This window comes from Aquariibacter albus (assembly GCF_014145335.1).
Taxonomy (GTDB): domain Bacteria; phylum Pseudomonadota; class Gammaproteobacteria; order Burkholderiales; family Burkholderiaceae_C; genus Aquariibacter; species Aquariibacter albus.
In genome coordinates this window covers 238,312-255,812 of sequence record NZ_JACIVI010000003.1, presented here as the reverse complement: position 1 = coordinate 255,812, position 17,501 = coordinate 238,312, and the positions used below count along the sequence as shown (strand labels likewise).

Sequence of the window (17,501 nt, the reverse complement as noted above, 5' to 3'; positions counted from 1 at the left end):
CCCCGCTTGCGGGGCCTTGTTCTTTTGGGGGACAGGTCCCGGCGCCAAATCCCGGGCCCGACAAAGGCAGGGGGTGGGCCGCATCATCGCGGCACCGATCCACTCCCGGCTCCGCCACCGCCCCCATGCAACGTCGCCACCTTCTTGCCGCCGGCTTGTCCGCCGCCGCCGTCTCCCCGCTGGCCTGGCTCGCGGCCCCGGGCGCCTGGGCCCAGGCGGCGGCCGAGCTGGGCACGCCCAGCCTGCCCACGCCCGGCTTCCGCCGCATGAAGGTGGGCGAGGCCGAGGTGATCGCCCTCAACGACGGCATCGCCCGCCGCCCCCTGGGCGAGGAGTTCGTGAAGAACGCGCCCCTGGCCGAAGTGCGCGAACTGCTGGCCCGCCAGGGCCTGCCGACCGGGCACATCGACATCCCCTTCACCGCCTTCCTCGTGCTGAGCGGCGGCCGCCGCATCCTGATGGACACCGGCTTCGGCGAACACGGCGGCCCGAGCACCGGCCGCCTGCTCGGCCAGCTGGCCGCCGCGGGCTTCCAGCCCGGCGACATCGACACCGTGCTCATCAGCCACTACCACGGCGACCACATCCAGGGCCTGCGCCGCAAGGACGGCAGCCTCGTCTACCCGCGCGCCCAGGTGCTGGTGCCCGAGCCCGAGCACGCCTTCTGGATGGACGAGGCGGCGATGAACGCCCGGCCCGAGGCCCAGCGCGGCGGCTTCCAGCTCGCGCGGCGCGTCTTCTCCGAGCTGCCGGCCGGGCAGCTCCAGCGCTTCACACCCGGCAGCGAGCTGGCCCCCGGCCTGCGCTCGGTCGCGGCCTTCGGCCACACCCCGGGCCACACCCTGTTCGAGCTGCAATCCGCCGGCCAGACCTTCGTCTACGTGGCCGACCTCACCAATGTGCCGGCGCTTTTCGCCCGCAACCCCGACTGGGCCGTCAGCTTCGACATGGACGCCGAGGCCGCACGCCGCGTGCGCCGCGCCACCCTGCAGCGCGTGGTCGAGACGCAGGCCCTGGTCGGCGGCTACCACTTCCCCTTCCCCGCCTTCGGCCGCATCGCCGCCCAGGGCGAGGGCTATGCCTTCCAGCCGGCCTGAGCCCCTTACGTAACGGACCAGCAGCACGCGGTACTGCACGCCTCAGGACGGGGGGAGGACAACGGCACCAAGCAAAGAATGCGGGGCATGCTTGCCATTCGCAGTAGGAGCCCGTGCACACGGCATCGCAAGAGACGGCAGAGTCCCTGCGCGGACTGTCGGACGACAACACGGATACGAAACCAAGGCGACAGCTTGAACGCCCACTCCTGCGCTAAGCTCGAAGCGCACCTTGGGTGGTGCCGTCAAACTTCAGGGAGTATCTCGATGAACCTCAAGAAAATTTTGAAGGTTTTCTTCTCAATGCTTTTGACAGGTGTCGGCGCTGCGGGATGTCTATCTGCACAGGCAAGTCAAACACAAGGCGTGATCAAGAAGATCGTCACTTATCCAAACGAAGGCAGGGCTGTGACCTTCATCGCAAGCAGCCTCAGCAACAAACCTGCATGCAACAGCACCTCAGGCTACGCAATCAATCTGACCACAGACGCTGGTCGCGTCATCTACAACAGCTTGGTGGAGGCCAGCACACGAAAAACGACGATCACCATCGTCGGGTCGGGGAGCTGCTCTCTCCGAGCTGGGTCGGAGGATCTCATTTCGTTCGAAACCACTCCTGCAACTGAAGCACTGCCACTCGATGCAATTGCAATTTGCTCGAACGGTACCGGAGGAACGCAAGGTAAACCTGGCGACTGCTCTTGCAACACTGGCAAATACATCGTCCCCAAGCAAATTGCAGTGACCAATTGCAGCATCACAACTAGCTCAGGACTCTCTTGCAGCGGACATGCCTTTGATGGACGCCCCGGAGCCTGCTGTCTTTGCGCCCCCTGAGCCTGAGGCTCAAGCAGCCCAATCCCCTCAATCCCCCAGGGACACCGCCCCCAGCGCCTCCCCCGGCCGGCGGCGGGCTGCGGCGCGCAGCAGTTCGCCGCTGAGCGTGTAGTGCGCAGCGGCGTCCACGGGCAGCATGTTCTCGACCGAGAAACTGCCGCCCTCGAAGACGGGCAGCACGCTGTAGCCATAGAGCTGGCCGGGCAGCAGGGTCTTGCCGTGCTCTTGGAGGGCGTGGACGAGGCCGGGCAGGAACCATTCGTCCTGGGCCTCGGGATCGGACAGGCGGGCGCGGAAATCGGCCGGGCTGTCGGCCACCTGCTCCAGGTCGCCGCTGGCGGTGCTGAGCCACCAGACGCTGCCGGCCGGGGTGAGCACGAAGACGTCGCCGATCACGCTGGCCATCAGCGGCTGCCAGACCTCGCCCAGGCGCCAGGCCCAGGCGCTGCGCAGGGCCTGGAGGCCGGCCGCATCGAGAAGATGCAGCAGCTCGGGGGCGGGATGGGAGGGCACGGCCGGATCAGGCTGCGGCGGGGGCGGCCTGCGGGATCAGCGGAGCGAGCAGCAGGCCGAGGGCGGCGGCGGCCAGCCAGGCGCCGATGCGCAGCAGCAGTGCGCGGTCGAGCCGGCCGCCGGGCGCCGCACCCTGGCCCAGGCCGAGCACGAAGAGGTGGGCCGGCAGGGCCACCAGCAGCAGGGTGGCGACGATCAGCTCGACCTGGCCCGAGCTGGCCGGGCCGCCGCCGAAGCGGGCCCAGAGCAGGGGCCAGCTCAGGGCCGAGAACAGGCCGGCCAGGGCGGCGCGGAAGGGGGTGGGCTGCAGCGACATGCTCGGGGCTCCGGGACGGGGGGTGGGCGGGGCCGGCGCCTCAGGGCAGACGGTCCAGCGCGCTCAGGTAGACGGGGTGCTGCATCAGCTCGTCCCAGGGCAGCGGAGCGGTCTGCGGCAGCAGGTCGAGGCGGCGGGCCTCGCTGTCGGGCTGGGGCTGCCAGGTGCCGGCCTCGGCGGCGGCCTGCAGGCCATCGAGCAACTCGTCGACCGGCTGGCCGCCCTCCACCAGGGACTGGTTGCACAGCAGCACCAGGTCGCAGCCGGCCTGCAGGGCCAGCACGGCGGCCTCGGCATAGGGCAGCACCGCGCCGCCCTGCACGCCGGGCACGCGGCGCGCACCTTCCATGCTGAGGTCGTCGCTGAAGACGGCGCCGGTGAAGCCCAGGCGCTCGCGCAGCACGTCCTGCAGCCAGACCTCGGAGAAGCCGGCCGGCCGCGCATCGACCTTGGGGTAGATCACATGCGCCGGCATCACGCTCTGCAGCGCGGGGCCGAGCCAGCCATAGGGCTTGGCGCAGTCGCCGAGGATGGCCTTGAGGCTGCGCCGGTCCACCGGCACCTCGGTATGCGAATCGGCCGCGACGAAGCCATGGCCGGGGAAATGCTTGCCGCAGCTCGCCATGCCCGCCAGCAGCAGGCCGTGCATGAGGCTGCGCGCCAGCAGGGTGACGACACGCGGATCGCGGTGGAAGGCGCGGTCGCCGATCACGCCGCTGGGGCCGTGGTCCAGGTCCAGCACGGGGGTGAAGCTGAAGTCCACGCCGCAGGCGCGCAGCTCGGCGGCCAGCACGTAGCCGCAGGCGGTGGCGGCCTCGGTGGCGGCCATCACGCCGGCGCCCTCGCCGCCCTTGCCGTCCTGCGCCCACAGGGCGCCCAAGGCCCGCATGGGCGGAAGCGGGGTGAAGCCGTCCGTGCGGAAGCGCTGGACACGGCCGCCCTCATGGTCGACGGCGATCAGCACATCGGGCCGCTCGGCCTTGATGGCGGCGCAGAGCTCGGTGAGCTGGGCGCGGTCCTGCCAGTTGCGGGCGAAGAGGATGAGGCCGCCGGTCAGCGGGTGGCGCAGGCGACGGCGGTCGTCGGCGCTCAGCGTGGTGCCGGCGATGTCGAGGACGACGGGGGCGTGGAGGGCTTCGGTCATGGCAGGGTCCGGCCGGCACCGAGGGGGCGCGGGCTCAGGGCAGAGAGGGGGCGGCGGCGGCCGGATCGGTCTCGACGACGACGAAGGCGCAGGCCAGGTCGCCCTCGTCGGTCAAGGTGACATGGGCCTTCCAGCCGCGGGCGGCGAACCAGGGCGCCAGCGCGCCGCCCAGCACGATCTGCGGCGCGCCGGAGGGGCTGTTGAGCACCTGGCAGGCGCGCCAGCTCATGGGGTGGTGGATGCCCAGGCCGATGGCCTTGGAGAAGGCTTCCTTGCAGGCGAAGCGGGTGGCCAGGTAGCGCAGGCCGCGCAGCGGCACCTTGGCCGTGCGGGCGCGCCAGACGGCCAGCTCCTGCGGGCCCAGCACCTTCTCGGCGAAGCGCGCGCCGCGCCGGTCCAGCGCGGCCTGCACGCGGCGGATGTCGCAGAGGTCGGTGCCAAGGCCGACGATCACGGGATCGGTCCCGAGCCGTTCAGCGGGCCGCGGCGCGAGCCTGCACGGCCTCGGCCTGGAAGTCGCGGATGGCCTGGGCCAGGCCGACGAAGAGGGCATGGCCCATCAGCGCATGGCCGATGTGCAGCTCGGCCACCTCGGGTAGGGCGGCGATGACGGCGGTGCTGCTGGGCGCCTCCGGCGTCGGCCGGGAGGTGCCGGGCGACCACAGCGCCAGGCCGTGGCCGGCATGGGTGCGCAGGCCCAGGGCGCGGCCGCGTTGCAGGCCGGCGTGCAGGCGGGCGCGCAGGCGAGCCATCTCGGCCGCGTCCTGCGCCCACCAGGCGTTGGCGTAGGCGCCGGTGTGCAGCTCGATGCAGGGCGCGCCGACCTCGGCCGCGGCCTCGATCTGCGCCGGATCGGCATCGATGAAGAGCGAGACGCGGCAGCCGGCCGCCGCCAGGCGGGCGCAGGCCTCGCGCAGCCGCGGCTTCTGGCCGGCCACCTCCAGCCCGCCTTCGGTGGTGACTTCCTGGCGGCGCTCAGGCACCAGGCAGACATGTTCGGGCCGGGTACGCTCGATGATGTCCAGCATCTCGTCGGTGACGGCGGCCTCGAAGTTCAGCGGGGCCCGGATGGCCTGCTTGAGGCGGATGACGTCCTCGTCCCGGATGTGGCGGCGGTCCTCGCGCAGGTGGAAGGTGATGATGTCCGCGCCCGCCTCCACCGCCAGCAGGGCAGCGGCCAGCGGGTCGGGGAAGGGCCCGCCGCGGGCGTTGCGCAAGGTGGCGACGTGGTCGATGTTGACGCCGAGCAGGGGGGCGTCGGGGGCCGGGGCGAAGATCATCGGGGGGCGGGGCGCGGAAGGCGCAGGAAGCGCGGGGGCGTCAGGGGGCGGCCAGATCGGCCATGAGCTGCCGGGTGTGCAGCGGCCGGCCGCCGAGATGGTAGTGGAGCACCCCGCGCAGCAGCGGCCGCAGGGCCGGCGCGACGCAGGCGGCCTGCAGGTGGGCGAAGGCGTGCTCCACCGCGGCGCCGGCCGGCGGCTCGGTGCCGCCGAGCTGCGGGGCCAGGGCCTGGAGGGCGGCTTCCAGCGCGCACCACTGCGCGGCCGGCAGCGCGGGCGGGGCGCGCTCGGGACCTTCATCCCCGGGCGGCAGCAGCACGAGGCCGGCCTCGGGCCGCAGGGCGGCGGGCTGCGCGGGATCGGCTTCGGCCAGCGGGCGCTGGCGCAGGGTGTCGTGGTCCAGGGCCGGCAGCAGGCCCAGCTCGCGCAGCAGCAGCAGCTCGAAGGCGCGCAGCAGCGGGGCCAGCGGTGGCGTGGGCCGTGCGCCCAGGGCGGCCACGGTGAGGGCGTAGGCGTCGAACAGGCGCGGGTGCGGGTCGTGGCGCGGCAGCAGCTTGAGCAGCATCTCGTTCAGGTAGAAGCCGGCCAGCAGGGCCTGGCCCTGCGGCAGCGGCGGGCCACCGGCCCATTCGGCGCTCCTGAGCGGCAGGACTTCGCCGCCCTCCTCCTGCGCATCCAGCGGCTGCGGCTTGCGCCGGCCGTGTACGACCAGCAGGCGCTGCAGCGGCAGCAGCACGGTGCGGAAGTTGGAATGCGGTCGCTTGGCGCCCTTGGCGACCAGCACGACGCGGCCCTCGTCGCGGCCCAGCAGGTCGAGGATGAGGCTGGATTCGCTCCAGTCATGGCGATGCAGCAGGTAGGCCGCCTGCGGCGGCGCCGCACGCGGCGCGGCGCGCGCGCGGCCGGAGGCGGCGGCCGGGCTCATGCGCGGAGGCCGGGCCGGCAGCTCACTCGTAGCCGTAGGCGCGCAAGCGGGCCTCGTCGTCGGCCCAGCCGGAGCGCACCTGCACCCAGAGCTCCAGGAAGACCTTGGCGCCCAGCAGGCGCTCCAGCTCGACCCGCGCCTCGGTGCCGATGCGCTTGAGGCGCTCGCCGCCATCGCCGATGACCATGCCCTTGTGCGCATCCCGCTCGACGACGATGGACGCGGCGATGCGGTGCATCGGCGTGCCATCGGCCTTGGGCGCGGCCTCCTCGAATTTCTCGATCACGACGGTCGAGGTGTAGGGCAGCTCGTCGCCGGTCAGGCGGAAGAGCTTCTCGCGGATCAGCTCGGCGACCAGGAAGCGCTCGCTGCGGTCGGTCAGCGCGTCCTCCTCATGCAGCCAGGCCTGCTCGGGCAGGTAGGGCGTGAGGATGGCGAGCAGGCGCTCGATGTCGGATTCACGCGTGGCCGACATGGGAATGAACTCGGCGAAGGGATGGCGCGCCTGCATGCCCTGCAGCCAGGGCAGCAGGTCCTGGCGGCGCGTGACCTTGTCGAGCTTGTTGGCCACCAGCACGACCGGCGTGCCGGCCGGCATCAGGGCCAGCACCTTGGCATCGGCCGCATCGAAACGGCCGGCCTCGACGAGGAAGAGCACCAGGTCCACATCCTCGACCGCGGCCTGCACCTGCTTGTTGAGCTTGCGGTTGAGCGTGGCGGTGCCGCGGACGATGTGCTCGGTCTGGAAGCCGGGCGTGTCGACGAAGACGAACTGCGCGCCGCCGGCGGCCGCCGTGCCGACCGTGCGGATGCCGGTGATGCGGTGGCGCGTGGTCTGCGCCTTGCGCGAGGTGATGCTGACCTTCTGCCCGACCAGCGCATTCAGCAGCGTGGACTTGCCGACATTGGGCCGGCCGACGATGGCGACATGGCCACAGCGGGTGGGCACCGGCGCGCCGACGGGGCCGCCCGCCTTGGGCGCGCCGAAGGCAGCGGCGAGCACGTCGGCGGTGGGATCGGGCCCGTCGTCCTCGGACGGCGGCTCGTCGGGCAGCGCGTCCTCCGGCAGCATGTCCTCGGGCAGGTCGTCAGGGGTGGGGCTCATGGGACGGCGGGCTCAGCGGCCCTTCAAGGTGTCGAGGGCCAGCTGGGCGGCCGCCTGTTCGGCAGCACGGCGCGAACGGCCTTCGCCCTGCACCTCCATCTGGCGGGTGGGGATCGCACAGGCGACGACGAAGGTCTGGTCGTGCTCGCGGCCCAGGGTGGCGGCGATGCGGTAGCTGGGCACGGGCTCGCGGCGCGCCTGCAGCCACTCCTGCAGCTCGGTCTTCGGGTCCTTGGTCCAGGCGGCGGTGGCGGTGCGGTCGAGGTGCGGGGCGATGAGGCGCTCGACCATGGCCGCGGCCGCGGCCAGGCCGGCATCGAGCTGCACCGCGCCGATCAGCGCCTCGAGCGCGTCGGCCAGGATCGAGGGGCGCTGCGCCCCGCCGCTGCGGGCCTCGCCCTCGGACAGGCGGATCAGCGCGGGCAGGCCCAGCTCGACGGCGATCTGGTGCAGCGACTCCTCCCGCACCAGATGGGCCCGCACGCGGCTGAGCTCGCCCTCGTCGGCCTGCGGGTAGCTGCGGTACAGCAGCACCGACACCCCGGCCGAGAGCACGGCATCGCCGAGGAATTCGAGCCGCTCGTTGTGGTCGCTGCCGAAGCTCTTGTGGGTCAGCGCCCGGCGCAGCAGGCCGAGGTCGCTGAAGCGGTGGCCCAGCTGCTGCTGGAGCTCCTCGGCGGTGGTCGCGGCGGCGGGTTGCGGCCGCGGAGGAGCCGGCGGCTTCAGCCGCGGGCCACCGCGCCGGACCGGGGGACGGGGGGAGGGCACGTCAGGCGACCCGGCGCGGCTCAGGGCGCCACCGAGCCATGGAAACGGATCAGCAGCGACACCGGCTCGACCAGGGGCAGTTCCTTCTCGTAGGCATAGTCGATCAGGAAGCGGCCGTCCGCGCGGCGGATCTCCAGGTCGCGGCCGTCGAGGCTGACGATGGCGGCATCGACCTGCCGCTGCTTGTCGAAGGCCGCACGGATGGCGGCCTCGCTCTCCAGGCCCTGGCTGGCAATGCGCTGCAGCGTGCGCTGGATGGTGAGGCGCTCGCCGACCAGGGGAGCGGCGCGCAGGGCCAGGACGGCGGCCATCGCACCGAGGCTGATCACCAGCAGCAGGCCGATCAGGCCCAGGCCCCGCGCCGGACGGCGCAGGCTGCGAGGCCGCAGCGGGTGCGTGGGACGGGAGCGGTCGGCGGTGGATTCGGGCATCGGCGGGCGGTGCAGCAGGCCGGGGCTCAGTCGAAGGCCCCGATGCGGCCCAGATTACCGAAGTTCATCCAGACGAAGAAGGCCTTGCCGACGATGTTGCCCTCGGGGACGAAGCCCCAGAAGCGCGAATCCTGCGAGTTGTCACGGTTGTCGCCCATGACGAAGTAGTGGCCGGCCGGCACGGTGCAGCTCACGCCCTCGGCGGTGTAGCTGCAGGCGTCCTTGGGGCCACGGAACTCGGGCATCGGCAGCACGAAACCGCTGCGGTCGCGGTCGTTGAGGATGCGGAAGCGGTGGGTCTGGCCCTCGGCACGCGGCAGGGCCTCCTCGAACTGCAGGGCGTAGCGCAGGCTGTCCTCGTCGTAGAACTCGGGCAGCGCGGTGCGGGCCACCGGCTGGCCGTTGATCGACAGACGCTTGTTCACGTAGGCGACGCGGTCGCCGGGCAGGCCGACGATGCGCTTGATGTAGTCGATGCGCTCGTCGACCGGGTAGCGGAAGACGATCACGTCGCCACGCTGCGGCGCATGGTTGTCGATGACCTTGGTGTGCAGCACCGGCAGGCGCACGCCGTAGTGGTACTTGTTGACCAGGATCAGGTCGCCGATGGCCAGGGTCGGGATCATCGAGCCGGAGGGGATCTTGAAGGGCTCGAAGAGGAAGGAGCGCAGCACGAAGACGATCAGGATCACCGGGAAGAGGCCGGCGGTCCAGTCCAGCCACCAGGGCTGGGCCAGCACCCGGCGGCGGGCCTCGTCGAGGCTGCCGTCGACCTGGGTGATGCCCTGGCGGGCGAGCTGCTCGCGGCGCTGGGCATCCTGCTGCTCCAGCGCGCGCGCGGCATCCGCCCGGGCGGGCGCGAAGCGGAAGCGCTCGGCCAGCCAGTAGACGCCGGTGGCCACCGTCAGCAGGAAGAGCAGCAGCGAGAAGTTGCCGGTCCAGTGACCGAGGTACCAGCCGCCCAGGTAGGTCAGCAGGACGGCGTAGAGCAGGCCGGTGAGTGCGCTCATGGCATGAAGGCGTGGAAGGCGGGAACGGAGGGCGCAGCAGCGGGCGGGGACAGGACGGCGCGCTCAGTCATCGACCTGCAGGATGGCCAGGAAGGCCTCCTGCGGCACCTCGACCGTGCCGATCTGCTTCATGCGCTTCTTGCCGGCCTTCTGCTTCTCGAGCAGCTTGCGCTTGCGGGTGATGTCGCCGCCGTAGCACTTGGCCAGCACGTTCTTGCGCAGGGCCTTGATGTTCTCGCGGGCGATGATGTTGGCACCGATGGCGGCCTGGATGGCCACGTCGTACATCTGCCGCGGGATCTGCTCGCGCATCTTGGCGGCCACCGCGCGGCCGCGGTACTGGCTCTGCGAGCGGTGGACGATCATGGCCAGCGGGTCGACTTTGTCGCCGTTGATCAGGATGTCGACCTTCACCACGTCGGCGGCGCGGTACTCCTTGAACTCGTAGTCCATGGAGGCGTAGCCCCGGGTGGCGGACTTCAGCTTGTCGAAGAAGTCCAGCACGATCTCGGCCAGCGGCAGCTCGTAGGTCAGCATGACCTGCTTGCCGTGGTAGGCCATGTTGAGCTGGATACCGCGCTTCTGGTTGCACAGCGTCATCACCGTGCCCACATAGTCCTGCGGCATGTAGAGGTGCACGGTGACGATGGGCTCGCGGATCTCGGCGATCTTGCCGACCTCGGGCATCTTCGAGGGGTTCTCGACCTCGATCACCTCGCCGGCCACGCCGCCCAGCTGCACCTGGTAGACCACGCTGGGCGCGGTGGTGACCAGGTCCTGGTCGAACTCGCGCTCCAGGCGCTCCTGCACGATCTCCATGTGCAGCAGGCCCAGGAAGCCGCAGCGGAAGCCGAAGCCCAGGGCCTGGCTCACCTCGGGCTCGAAGCGCAGCGCGCTGTCGTTGAGCTTGAGCTTCTCCAGCGCGTCGCGCAGCTGGTCGTATTCGCTGGCCTCGCTGGGGTAGAGGCCGGCGAAGACCTGGGGCTGGATCTCCTTGAAGCCGGGCAGCGGCGCATCGGCCGGGCCGGCGTTGTTGGGCAGCTTCTTCTCCAGGGTGATGGTGTCGCCCACCTTGGCCGCGGCCAGCTCCTTGATGCCGCAGATGACGAAGCCCACCTCGCCGGCGCGCAGGGCGTCGCGGTTCTCGCTCTTGGGCGTGAACACGCCCAGGTGCTCGATGCCGTAGACCGAGTTGGTCGCCATCAGGCGGATGCGCTCGCCCTTGCCGATCTGGCCGTCGACCACACGCACCAGCATCACGACGCCGACGTAGTTGTCGAACCAGGCGTCGATGATCATCGCCCGCGGCGGGCCGTCGGCCTGGCCGCGCGGCGGCGGCATGCGGGTGATGACCGCCTCGAGGATCTCGTCGATGCCCAGGCCGGTCTTGGCCGAGCAGGGAATGGCCTCGGCGGCATCGATGCCGATCACGTCCTCGATCTCGGACTTGGCGTTCTCCGGGTCGGCCGAGGGCAGGTCCATCTTGTTGAGGACCGGCACCACCTCGACGCCCAGGTCCAGCGCGGTGTAGCAGTTCGCCACCGTCTGTGCCTCGACACCCTGGCTGGCGTCGACCACCAGCAGCGCGCCCTCGCAGGCGCTCAGGGAGCGGCTGACCTCGTAGCTGAAGTCGACATGCCCGGGGGTGTCGATCAGGTTGAGGTTGTAGACCTTGCCGTCGCGGGCCTTGTACTGGAGGGCCGCGGTCTGGGCCTTGATGGTGATGCCGCGCTCGCGCTCGATGTCCATCGAGTCGAGCACCTGGGCCTCCATCTCGCGATCCGACAGCCCGCCGCAGCGCTGGATGATGCGGTCAGCCAGCGTGCTCTTGCCGTGGTCGATGTGGGCAATGATCGAGAAGTTGCGGATGTGATCCATGCGGTCCGTGCTGTGCGATCGACGCGATCGCCCGGGGGCGAGGCCCCCGCATCAGGGGCCGTCTCGCGAGGCGGGGCCGGGCCCTGAGGGACCTGGCCGCACGCAAAAAAAATGGCACGTCCAAGATCGAACGTGCCCTCCAACAGAAGGTTTGGCAACTGCTTGTTGGGGCTTCATTGTAGCCAAGCAGATCCTGCCGACCGCGGCGCAGGGCCGGACCGGTGGCGGGAACAGCCGGATTCGACCCAAGTTGCCCACATTTTATCCACAAAGCATTGTGGACAAGCTGGGGACCAACCGGGCTGAGCCGGCCTGCCCCCGGGGACGGTGGGGCTCAGCGCGCGGTGGGGCGCACCAGCGCGTACTGCGCCCAGTCCCCCCGCCGGAACAGCACGCTGATCGGCTTGCTCTTGTCGGCCTTGGCGACCACGGCCTCGAACTGGCGGATGTCGCTGATCTCGACATTGGCCACGGCGAGGATGATGTCGCCCTCGTTCAGCCCGGCCCGGGCGCTCGCGCCCTCGACCTTCTCGATGCGCACGCCGCCCTTGAGCTTGAGCTCGCTCTTCTGCTCGGCATTGAGGTCGCTGAGCGTCAGGCCGAGCGCACCGACCGGCGACGGGGCGCTGGGCGTGGGCTTGAGCGCGGTCTTGACCTTTTCCGGCTCGAGTTCGGCCACGGTCACGCCGAGCTGGCGGCTCTGGCCGCGGCGGAAGACCTCGATGGAGGACTTCGCACCCGGCTGGGTGTTGCCGACGAAACGCGGCAGGTCCCCCGACTTCTCGACCGTCTTGCCGTCGAAGCGCGTGATGATGTCGCCCGCTTCGATGCCGGCCCGGTCGGCCGGGCCGCCGGGCTCGACCGCCCGCACCAGTGCCCCGCTGGGCTTGCCCAGCCCGATGGATTCGGCGATCTCCTTGGGCACTTCGGCAATCTGCACGCCGATGCGCCCCCGCACCACGCGGCCGAGGCTGCGCAGCTGATCCGAGACCCGGGTGGCCTCGTCCATCGGGATGGCGAAGCTGATGCCCATGAAGCCGCCCGAGCGGCTCAGGATCTGCGAGTTGATGCCGACCACCTCGCCCGCCATGTTGATCAGCGGGCCGCCGGAGTTGCCGGGGTTGATCGCGACGTCGGTCTGGATGAAGGGCAGGAATTCGCCGGTGTCGCGCGCCTTCGCGCTGACGATGCCCGCCGTCACCGTGTTCTCCAGGCCGAAGGGCGAGCCGATGGCCATCACCCATTCGCCGACCTTGAGGCGGTTCACGTCGCCGATCTTCACCGCCGGCAGGCCGCTGGCCTCGATCTTGACCACGGCCACGTCGGTGCGCTTGTCCGCACCGATCACCTTGGCCTTGAACTCGCGCTTGTCGGGCAGGGTGACGTAGACCTCGTCGGCGCCGTCGATCACGTGCGCATTGGTCATCACATAGCCGTCTGGCGTCAGGATGAAGCCGGAACCAACGCCGCGATTGGTCTCCTCGTCGGGCCCGTTGCCGCCACGCGGCGGGCCGCCGCGACGGGGGGCGGGTGCAGCCCCCGGGGGCATGGCCCCGGGCGGCATGGCGCCGGGCGGGGCGCCGAAGAAGCGGCGGAAGAAGTCCTGCATCTCCTCATCGCCTTCGCCGCCCTGGCTAACCTTGGTCTTCTCGGTCGTGCGGATGTTGACGACCGAGGGGCCGACCGCCTCGACCAGGCTGCTGAAGTCGGGCAGGCCACGCACCAGCGGTGCCGGCGCCGCGGCCAGCGGGAGGGCTGCCAGGGGCTGCGGGGCGACCGCGGGACCGGCCTGGGCCTGGGTGGGCAGCGGCGACCAGAGCGCGACGCCCGCCGCGCCTCCGAGGGCAAGCATCGTCACCGCGAACAGGCCGAGCCGGAAGGGTGAGGCGCGACGCGACGCGTCGGCACGAACAGGGGTCGGATCGATGGACATGGTGGCCTCGTGAATGCTGTCGTTCTCTTGGGAAGCGCAGGGCGGCGCGGGCCCGTCGCGACGCAGGGACTCCGGGCGAGCGCCGGAGTTTCCTGGCGGGGAGCTGAAGCCGTGCGTTCACCGCACCACGCCCTCGCCCCGCAGCCGCTCAGCGACGTCGCTCCAAGCCGGCCGCGAAGGCTTGGAGTGTGGCGACAGGAACATCTCCCACGACGGTGATCCACCAATCGCCCTGACGACGGACGAGGGTTTGCGTCGCACCGGTGCTCAACATCAGCTCGCGGCGATGCAGCCGTGCCTCGAAGGGCTCGATGAAGAGGGAGACATGCGTCAGGCCGTCGGAGTAGATGGCCTGCAGCACCTCGACCCCTTGGGGCGCCTCGGCCCGGCCGGACGGCGCGGCAGGAGCCAGCGGCCGTTCGATGGGTCGCCGCACCGAGCTGAGGTGGCGGAAGCCCGGCGGCAGGGCCGGCAGCATCCAGCCGGCCTCGTCGAGCGCCACCGGATCGAGCCGGCTGCGCTGGACGCGGTAGCCGTCGAGCTGGCGCATCGGCCCGAGCACCAGCTCGGGCTGAGGCTTCACGCCGAGCTGCAGTTCGGAGAAGGCCACCGATTCGAGGACGGTGCCATCCTCGCCCAGCACCTCGGTGCGCAGCAGCAGACCGGTCCGTCGTTCGATCCACAGGCGATGGGCGAAACGCAGGCGGTCACGCGGACGCAGCTCAAGCACCCGGGCCTCGTGGCCCGCGACGCGATCGCTGCCGACCTCGCGGACCTGGTAGAGCTTGTCGAGCCGCTCGCTGCCGCCTTCGATCAAGGCCGGGAAGGCCGCCAGCGGCCGGCGCTCCTCGATCAGGGCCTTGCCGAGACCGGGCCAGACGGTGTGCACCTGATCGTTGTGGCGGAACACCTCGCAGCGCAGGCCGTCGAGGGTTTCGACACGCTGGTACTGCTGGTTGCCCACATTGAAGTGACTGATGCGCGTGCTGCGGGCCTGCCCGCCGGCGGTGACGACGAAGGTCCCCTGGAAGTTCTTGCGACGCAGGGCCTCCTGCATGCGCTCCAGCGTCTCCAGGGCCTCGGGCGCACTCGCCGGCGGCTCGGCCACCGGCGCGGCCAGCGCCCCGACCATCAGGCCCGCCAGGCCGAGGCCGACCAGACGGCGCCGGGCCAGGCCGGCGAGGCGGCCCGACTCAGCGCTCCGTGTCCGCATGGGCGGCACTGCGAAGGAAGGGCGAAGGCTCGCCCGAACCCAGGCGGTCGGCGAACTGCTTGTGGGCTGCCAGGTAGTGATCGAGGCCTGCATCGCGCAGCACGACCCCGGTCTCGGCCTGAGAGACCGCCGCCGTGGCCAGGGCCTTGGGCGCGGCCGGCCCGACCAGCACCGGCCGCAGCTCGGCCGGCGCCGCCGCGAGCTGCGGACCGGCCGCCGGCTCGCCCGGACCGCGGGTGACGAGCAACGCACCCAGCACGAGCACGCAGGCTGCGGCCACCGCGGCCGAGGCCGCCCAGCGTCCGGGCCGCAGCCGCCGCACCGGCGGCGACGCCGCAGCCGGGGCCAGCACCACCGGCTCCTGGGCCAGGCGCTCGCGGAAGCGCTGGAGGAAGGCGGCGTCATGCGCGGGCTCGGCTGCGAGCTCGTCGGAACGCAGCACGTCACCGATCAGGTGGTAGTCGTGCCAGCGCTTGCGCAGCGCCGGCTCGGTGCGCCAGCCCGCCAGCAACGCACCGAGATCCTCGGCACGGGCTTCACCATCGACCAGGGCGGACAGGTGCTCAGCCTGTCGGGCGTCAGCAGGGGCGGACTGGGGATTCACGACCGGACTCCGGAAACAGCAGACACACAGTGCGGGACAGGACTCACCACCGCTCCCCTTCGCGGGTGTCGAGCAGCGGACGAAGGCGCTCGGCGATGGCTTCCCGTGCCCGAAAGATACGTGAGCGCACCGTGCCGATCGGGCAGTTCATCACGGTGGCGATCTCCTCGTAGCTCAGCCCCTCGATCTCGCGGAGCAGGATCGCTTGGCGGAGATCGTCGGACAGGTGCTCGATGGCGGTGTTGACCGCTGCCGCGACCTGACGGCTGGCCAGCACGTTGTCCGGGGTCTCGCCATCGCTCAGTTCGTTTTCGAGGCGGGAAGTTTCCTCGCCGTCTTCGTCGCGACCGAGACGGGCGGATTCCGTGATCAATGGGTCACGCTTGAGTTCCATCAGGGCCTTCTTGGCCGTGTTCACCGCGATGCGGTAGAGCCAGGTGTAGAAGGCGCTTTCGCCGCGGAACTGCGGGAGAGCCCGGTAGGCGCGGATGAAGGTCTCCTGCGCAATGTCCTGCACCAGATCGACGTCGCGGACCATGCGCGCAATCAGACGCTCGATGCGGCGCTGGTACTTGACGACCAGCAATTCGAAGGCCCGGACGTCGCCGTGCTTCACACGGTCGACCAGCAGGGCATCGGCTTCGGCGTCAGGGGTCGTCACGGCAGGCGGTCGGGCGGCAGGGGCTCGCCCGACGCGGGGGGGCTCCCTTCGGGGCGGGCGGAATATAGCGCAGCGCGCAGGGCGGCCCAGTCGCCCGCAGTGCAGCGGCGCTGAAGGGCCCACCAGCGCGGCATCGGCCGCCGTGCACCGTGACCGTCCAGGCGCAGCAGCAGGGCGTCTCCCAGGTCCAGCATGGGGCGGATGGCGACGGGCCGATCCTCAGGAGGCAGGCGCCACTGGCGCCCGTCCCAGGCCAGGGCGCGCGGACGGTCCGGACCGAGGAGCCGGGCCGGCGCCAGCAGCAGCGGCAGTCCGATGGCGAGCGGCAGGCCCAGCACCAGGGCGAGCGCCTGCCCGTGCGCATGCAGCCAGACCCCGAGGACGAGGGCCGCCAGGCCGGCCACGACGCGCAGCGCAAGGCGCCACCGGGGAGCCGGAGCGACCTGCACCTGCACGGCGCGGGGGGTGGACATCAGGAGGCCTCAGGCTCGGACCGGACGGCAGGCGGACCGCCGGGCCGGGCGGAAACCGAGCCGGCTCAGACCCGCTTGAAGACCAGCGAGCCGTTGGTGCCACCGAAGCCGAAGTTGTTCTTCAGCGCGGCATCGATCTTCATCTCGCGCGCGGTGTTCGCGCAGTAGTCCAGGTCGCACTCGGGATCCTGGTTGAAGATGTTGATCGTCGGCGGGGAGATCTGGTGGTGGATGGCGAGCACCGTGAAGACCGACTCGATGCCGCCCGCGCCGCCCAGCAGGTGGCCGGTCATGGACTTGGTCGAGTTGACGACGAGCTGCTTGGCGTCGGCGCCGAAGGCGGCTTTGATCGCATTCGTCTCGTTCACGTCGCCGAGCGGCGTGGAGGTGCCATGGGCGTTCAGGTACTGCACCTGGTCGGTGTTCAGGCCGGCGTCCTTCAGCGCGAGCTGCATGGAACGCTTGGGGCCGTCCACGTCCGGGGCGGTCATGTGGTACGCGTCGGCGCTCATGCCGAAGCCGGCCAGCTCGGCGTAGATCTTGGCGCCGCGCGCCTTGGCGTGCTCGTACTCCTCGAGCACCATCACGCCGCCGCCCTCGCCCAGCACGAAGCCGTCGCGGTCCTTGTCCCAGGGGCGGGAGGCGGTGGCCGGATCGTCGTTGCGGCTCGACAGCGCGCGGGCCGCGGCGAAGCCGCCGATGCCCAGCGGCGAGACCGTGCTCTCGGCGCCGCCGGCCACCATCACGTCGGCATCGCCGTAGGCAATGAGGCGCGCGGCCTGGCCGATGGAATGCAGGCCGGTGGTGCAGGCGGTGACGATGGCCAGGTTCGGGCCCTTGAAACCGCACTTGATCGAGACATGGCCCGAGATCATGTTGATGATCGAGGCCGGCACGAAGAAGGGCGAGATGCGGCGGGGACCGCGTTCCAGGTAATCGGACTGGGTGGCCTCGATCATCGGCAGGCCGCCGATGCCCGAGCCGACCAGGCAGCCGATGCGCTCGGCCTGCTCCGGCGACAGCGCATCGCCGGTGGGCAGGCCGGCATCCGCCACGGCCTGCAGCGAAGCCGCCAGGCCGTAGTGGATGAAGGTGTCCATGTGGCGGGCTTCCTTCGCAGGGAAGTAATCCTCCACGTTGAAGCCCTTGACCTCTCCGGCGAAACGACAGGCCAGCGCCGAGGCGTCGAACTTGGTGACCGGCCCGATGCCGCTCTTGCCGGCGACGAGGTTGGACCAGGATTCGGCCACCGTGTTGCCCACGGGCGTGATCAGCCCGAGGCCGGTGACGACGACACGACGCTTGCTCATCGC

Annotated in this window: 19 protein-coding genes; 2 read left to right on the top strand and 17 right to left on the bottom strand. The window is 71.0% G+C overall.

All coding sequences use genetic code 11. The features are described from left to right. Positions 1-125: 125 nt before the first annotated feature. Together H4F90_RS10595 and H4F90_RS10590 are read left to right on the top strand one after the other, a co-directional pair. A complete protein-coding gene (locus H4F90_RS10595; RefSeq protein ID WP_182664313.1) occupies positions 126-1,097 on the top strand; it encodes an MBL fold metallo-hydrolase in 972 nt (323 codons plus the stop codon). A 267-nt stretch (positions 1,098-1,364) separates the two neighbouring features. Beyond that, positions 1,365-1,934, top strand: a complete 570-nt coding sequence (locus H4F90_RS10590; RefSeq protein ID WP_182664311.1) for a hypothetical protein — start codon at positions 1,365-1,367, stop codon at positions 1,932-1,934. A gap of 27 nt (positions 1,935-1,961) precedes the next feature. Here H4F90_RS10590 and H4F90_RS10585 read toward each other — a convergent pair whose 3' ends face one another. The 17 genes from H4F90_RS10585 to fabF form a co-directional block, all read right to left on the bottom strand. Beyond that, positions 1,962-2,447, bottom strand: a complete 486-nt coding sequence (locus H4F90_RS10585) for a T6SS immunity protein Tdi1 domain-containing protein (protein WP_182664309.1) — start codon at positions 2,445-2,447, stop codon at positions 1,962-1,964. A 7-nt stretch (positions 2,448-2,454) separates the two neighbouring features. Continuing rightward, positions 2,455-2,763 (bottom strand): hypothetical protein, encoded by a 309-nt coding sequence (locus H4F90_RS10580; protein ID WP_182664307.1) that lies wholly within the window; start codon positions 2,761-2,763, stop codon positions 2,455-2,457. Positions 2,764-2,803: 40 nt separating this feature from the next. Further along, entirely contained in the window at positions 2,804-3,907 is a 1,104-nt protein-coding gene (gene nagZ, locus H4F90_RS10575; protein WP_182664305.1) for a beta-N-acetylhexosaminidase, read from the bottom strand. 34 nt (positions 3,908-3,941) lie between these two features. Further along, positions 3,942-4,361 (bottom strand): holo-ACP synthase, encoded by a 420-nt coding sequence (gene acpS / locus H4F90_RS10570; protein ID WP_182664303.1) that lies wholly within the window; start codon positions 4,359-4,361, stop codon positions 3,942-3,944. A gap of 19 nt (positions 4,362-4,380) precedes the next feature. After that, positions 4,381-5,187, bottom strand: coding sequence for a pyridoxine 5'-phosphate synthase (locus H4F90_RS10565; protein WP_182664301.1), 807 nt, complete (start codon positions 5,185-5,187; stop codon positions 4,381-4,383). A gap of 40 nt (positions 5,188-5,227) precedes the next feature. Then, positions 5,228-6,112 carry a DNA repair protein RecO gene (gene recO / locus H4F90_RS10560; RefSeq protein WP_182664299.1) on the bottom strand — a complete coding sequence of 295 codons (885 nt, stop codon included), beginning with the start codon at positions 6,110-6,112 and terminating at the stop codon, positions 5,228-5,230. A gap of 22 nt (positions 6,113-6,134) precedes the next feature. Then, positions 6,135-7,217: a GTPase Era gene (era, locus tag H4F90_RS10555; protein ID WP_235972145.1), complete on the bottom strand. Its 1,083-nt coding sequence runs from the start codon at positions 7,215-7,217 to the stop codon at positions 6,135-6,137. Positions 7,218-7,229: 12 nt separating this feature from the next. Further along, positions 7,230-7,943, bottom strand: coding sequence for a ribonuclease III (rnc, locus tag H4F90_RS10550; RefSeq protein WP_182664523.1), 714 nt, complete (start codon positions 7,941-7,943; stop codon positions 7,230-7,232). Between the two features lie 62 nt (positions 7,944-8,005). Then, positions 8,006-8,416 carry a DUF4845 domain-containing protein gene (locus H4F90_RS10545; RefSeq protein ID WP_182664297.1) on the bottom strand — a complete coding sequence of 137 codons (411 nt, stop codon included), beginning with the start codon at positions 8,414-8,416 and terminating at the stop codon, positions 8,006-8,008. Between the two features lie 26 nt (positions 8,417-8,442). Continuing rightward, positions 8,443-9,426 (bottom strand): signal peptidase I, encoded by a 984-nt coding sequence (gene lepB / locus H4F90_RS10540; RefSeq protein WP_182664295.1) that lies wholly within the window; start codon positions 9,424-9,426, stop codon positions 8,443-8,445. Positions 9,427-9,489: 63 nt separating this feature from the next. Continuing rightward, entirely contained in the window at positions 9,490-11,304 is a 1,815-nt protein-coding gene (gene lepA, locus H4F90_RS10535) for a translation elongation factor 4 (protein ID WP_182664294.1), read from the bottom strand. A 334-nt stretch (positions 11,305-11,638) separates the two neighbouring features. Beyond that, entirely contained in the window at positions 11,639-13,156 is a 1,518-nt protein-coding gene (locus tag H4F90_RS10530; RefSeq protein WP_182664521.1) for a Do family serine endopeptidase, read from the bottom strand. 229 nt (positions 13,157-13,385) lie between these two features. Then, positions 13,386-14,450, bottom strand: a complete 1,065-nt coding sequence (locus tag H4F90_RS10525; protein ID WP_182664292.1) for a MucB/RseB C-terminal domain-containing protein — start codon at positions 14,448-14,450, stop codon at positions 13,386-13,388. Next, positions 14,431-15,054 (bottom strand): sigma-E factor negative regulatory protein, encoded by a 624-nt coding sequence (locus H4F90_RS10520; protein WP_182664290.1) that lies wholly within the window; start codon positions 15,052-15,054, stop codon positions 14,431-14,433. Before H4F90_RS10520 ends, H4F90_RS10525 begins: the two co-directional genes overlap by 20 nt. Before the next feature lie 43 nt (positions 15,055-15,097). Next, positions 15,098-15,715 (bottom strand): RNA polymerase sigma factor RpoE, encoded by a 618-nt coding sequence (gene rpoE, locus H4F90_RS10515; RefSeq protein WP_182664288.1) that lies wholly within the window; start codon positions 15,713-15,715, stop codon positions 15,098-15,100. Further along, entirely contained in the window at positions 15,712-16,188 is a 477-nt protein-coding gene (locus H4F90_RS10510) for a hypothetical protein (RefSeq protein ID WP_182664286.1), read from the bottom strand. The genes rpoE and H4F90_RS10510 overlap by 4 nt, the downstream gene beginning before the upstream one ends. A gap of 65 nt (positions 16,189-16,253) precedes the next feature. Beyond that, positions 16,254-17,498, bottom strand: a complete 1,245-nt coding sequence (fabF, locus tag H4F90_RS10505) for a beta-ketoacyl-ACP synthase II (protein ID WP_182664284.1) — start codon at positions 17,496-17,498, stop codon at positions 16,254-16,256. Positions 17,499-17,501 lie beyond the last annotated feature (3 nt).

Bases quoted from the DNA above. Each gene is read 5' to 3' on its own strand.
- H4F90_RS10595 (WP_182664313.1), top strand. From the start codon at position 126: ATGCAACGTCGCCACCTTCTTGCCGCCGGCTTGTCCGCCGCCGCCGTC.
- H4F90_RS10590 (WP_182664311.1), top strand. From the start codon at position 1,365: ATGAACCTCAAGAAAATTTTGAAGGTTTTCTTCTCAATGCTTTTGACA.
- H4F90_RS10580 (WP_182664307.1), bottom strand. From the start codon at position 2,763: ATGTCGCTGCAGCCCACCCCCTTCCGCGCCGCCCTGGCCGGCCTGTTC.
- nagZ (WP_182664305.1), bottom strand. From the start codon at position 3,907: ATGACCGAAGCCCTCCACGCCCCCGTCGTCCTCGACATCGCCGGCACC.
- H4F90_RS10565 (WP_182664301.1), bottom strand. From the start codon at position 5,187: ATGATCTTCGCCCCGGCCCCCGACGCCCCCCTGCTCGGCGTCAACATC.
- recO (WP_182664299.1), bottom strand. From the start codon at position 6,112: ATGAGCCCGGCCGCCGCCTCCGGCCGCGCGCGCGCCGCGCCGCGTGCG.
- era (WP_235972145.1), bottom strand. From the start codon at position 7,217: ATGAGCCCCACCCCTGACGACCTGCCCGAGGACATGCTGCCGGAGGAC.
- H4F90_RS10545 (WP_182664297.1), bottom strand. From the start codon at position 8,416: ATGCCCGAATCCACCGCCGACCGCTCCCGTCCCACGCACCCGCTGCGG.
- lepB (WP_182664295.1), bottom strand. From the start codon at position 9,426: ATGAGCGCACTCACCGGCCTGCTCTACGCCGTCCTGCTGACCTACCTG.
- lepA (WP_182664294.1), bottom strand. From the start codon at position 11,304: ATGGATCACATCCGCAACTTCTCGATCATTGCCCACATCGACCACGGC.
- H4F90_RS10530 (WP_182664521.1), bottom strand. From the start codon at position 13,156: ATGCTTGCCCTCGGAGGCGCGGCGGGCGTCGCGCTCTGGTCGCCGCTG.
- H4F90_RS10525 (WP_182664292.1), bottom strand. From the start codon at position 14,450: ATGCGGACACGGAGCGCTGAGTCGGGCCGCCTCGCCGGCCTGGCCCGG.
- H4F90_RS10510 (WP_182664286.1), bottom strand. From the start codon at position 16,188: ATGTCCACCCCCCGCGCCGTGCAGGTGCAGGTCGCTCCGGCTCCCCGG.
- fabF (WP_182664284.1), bottom strand. From the start codon at position 17,498: ATGAGCAAGCGTCGTGTCGTCGTCACCGGCCTCGGGCTGATCACGCCC.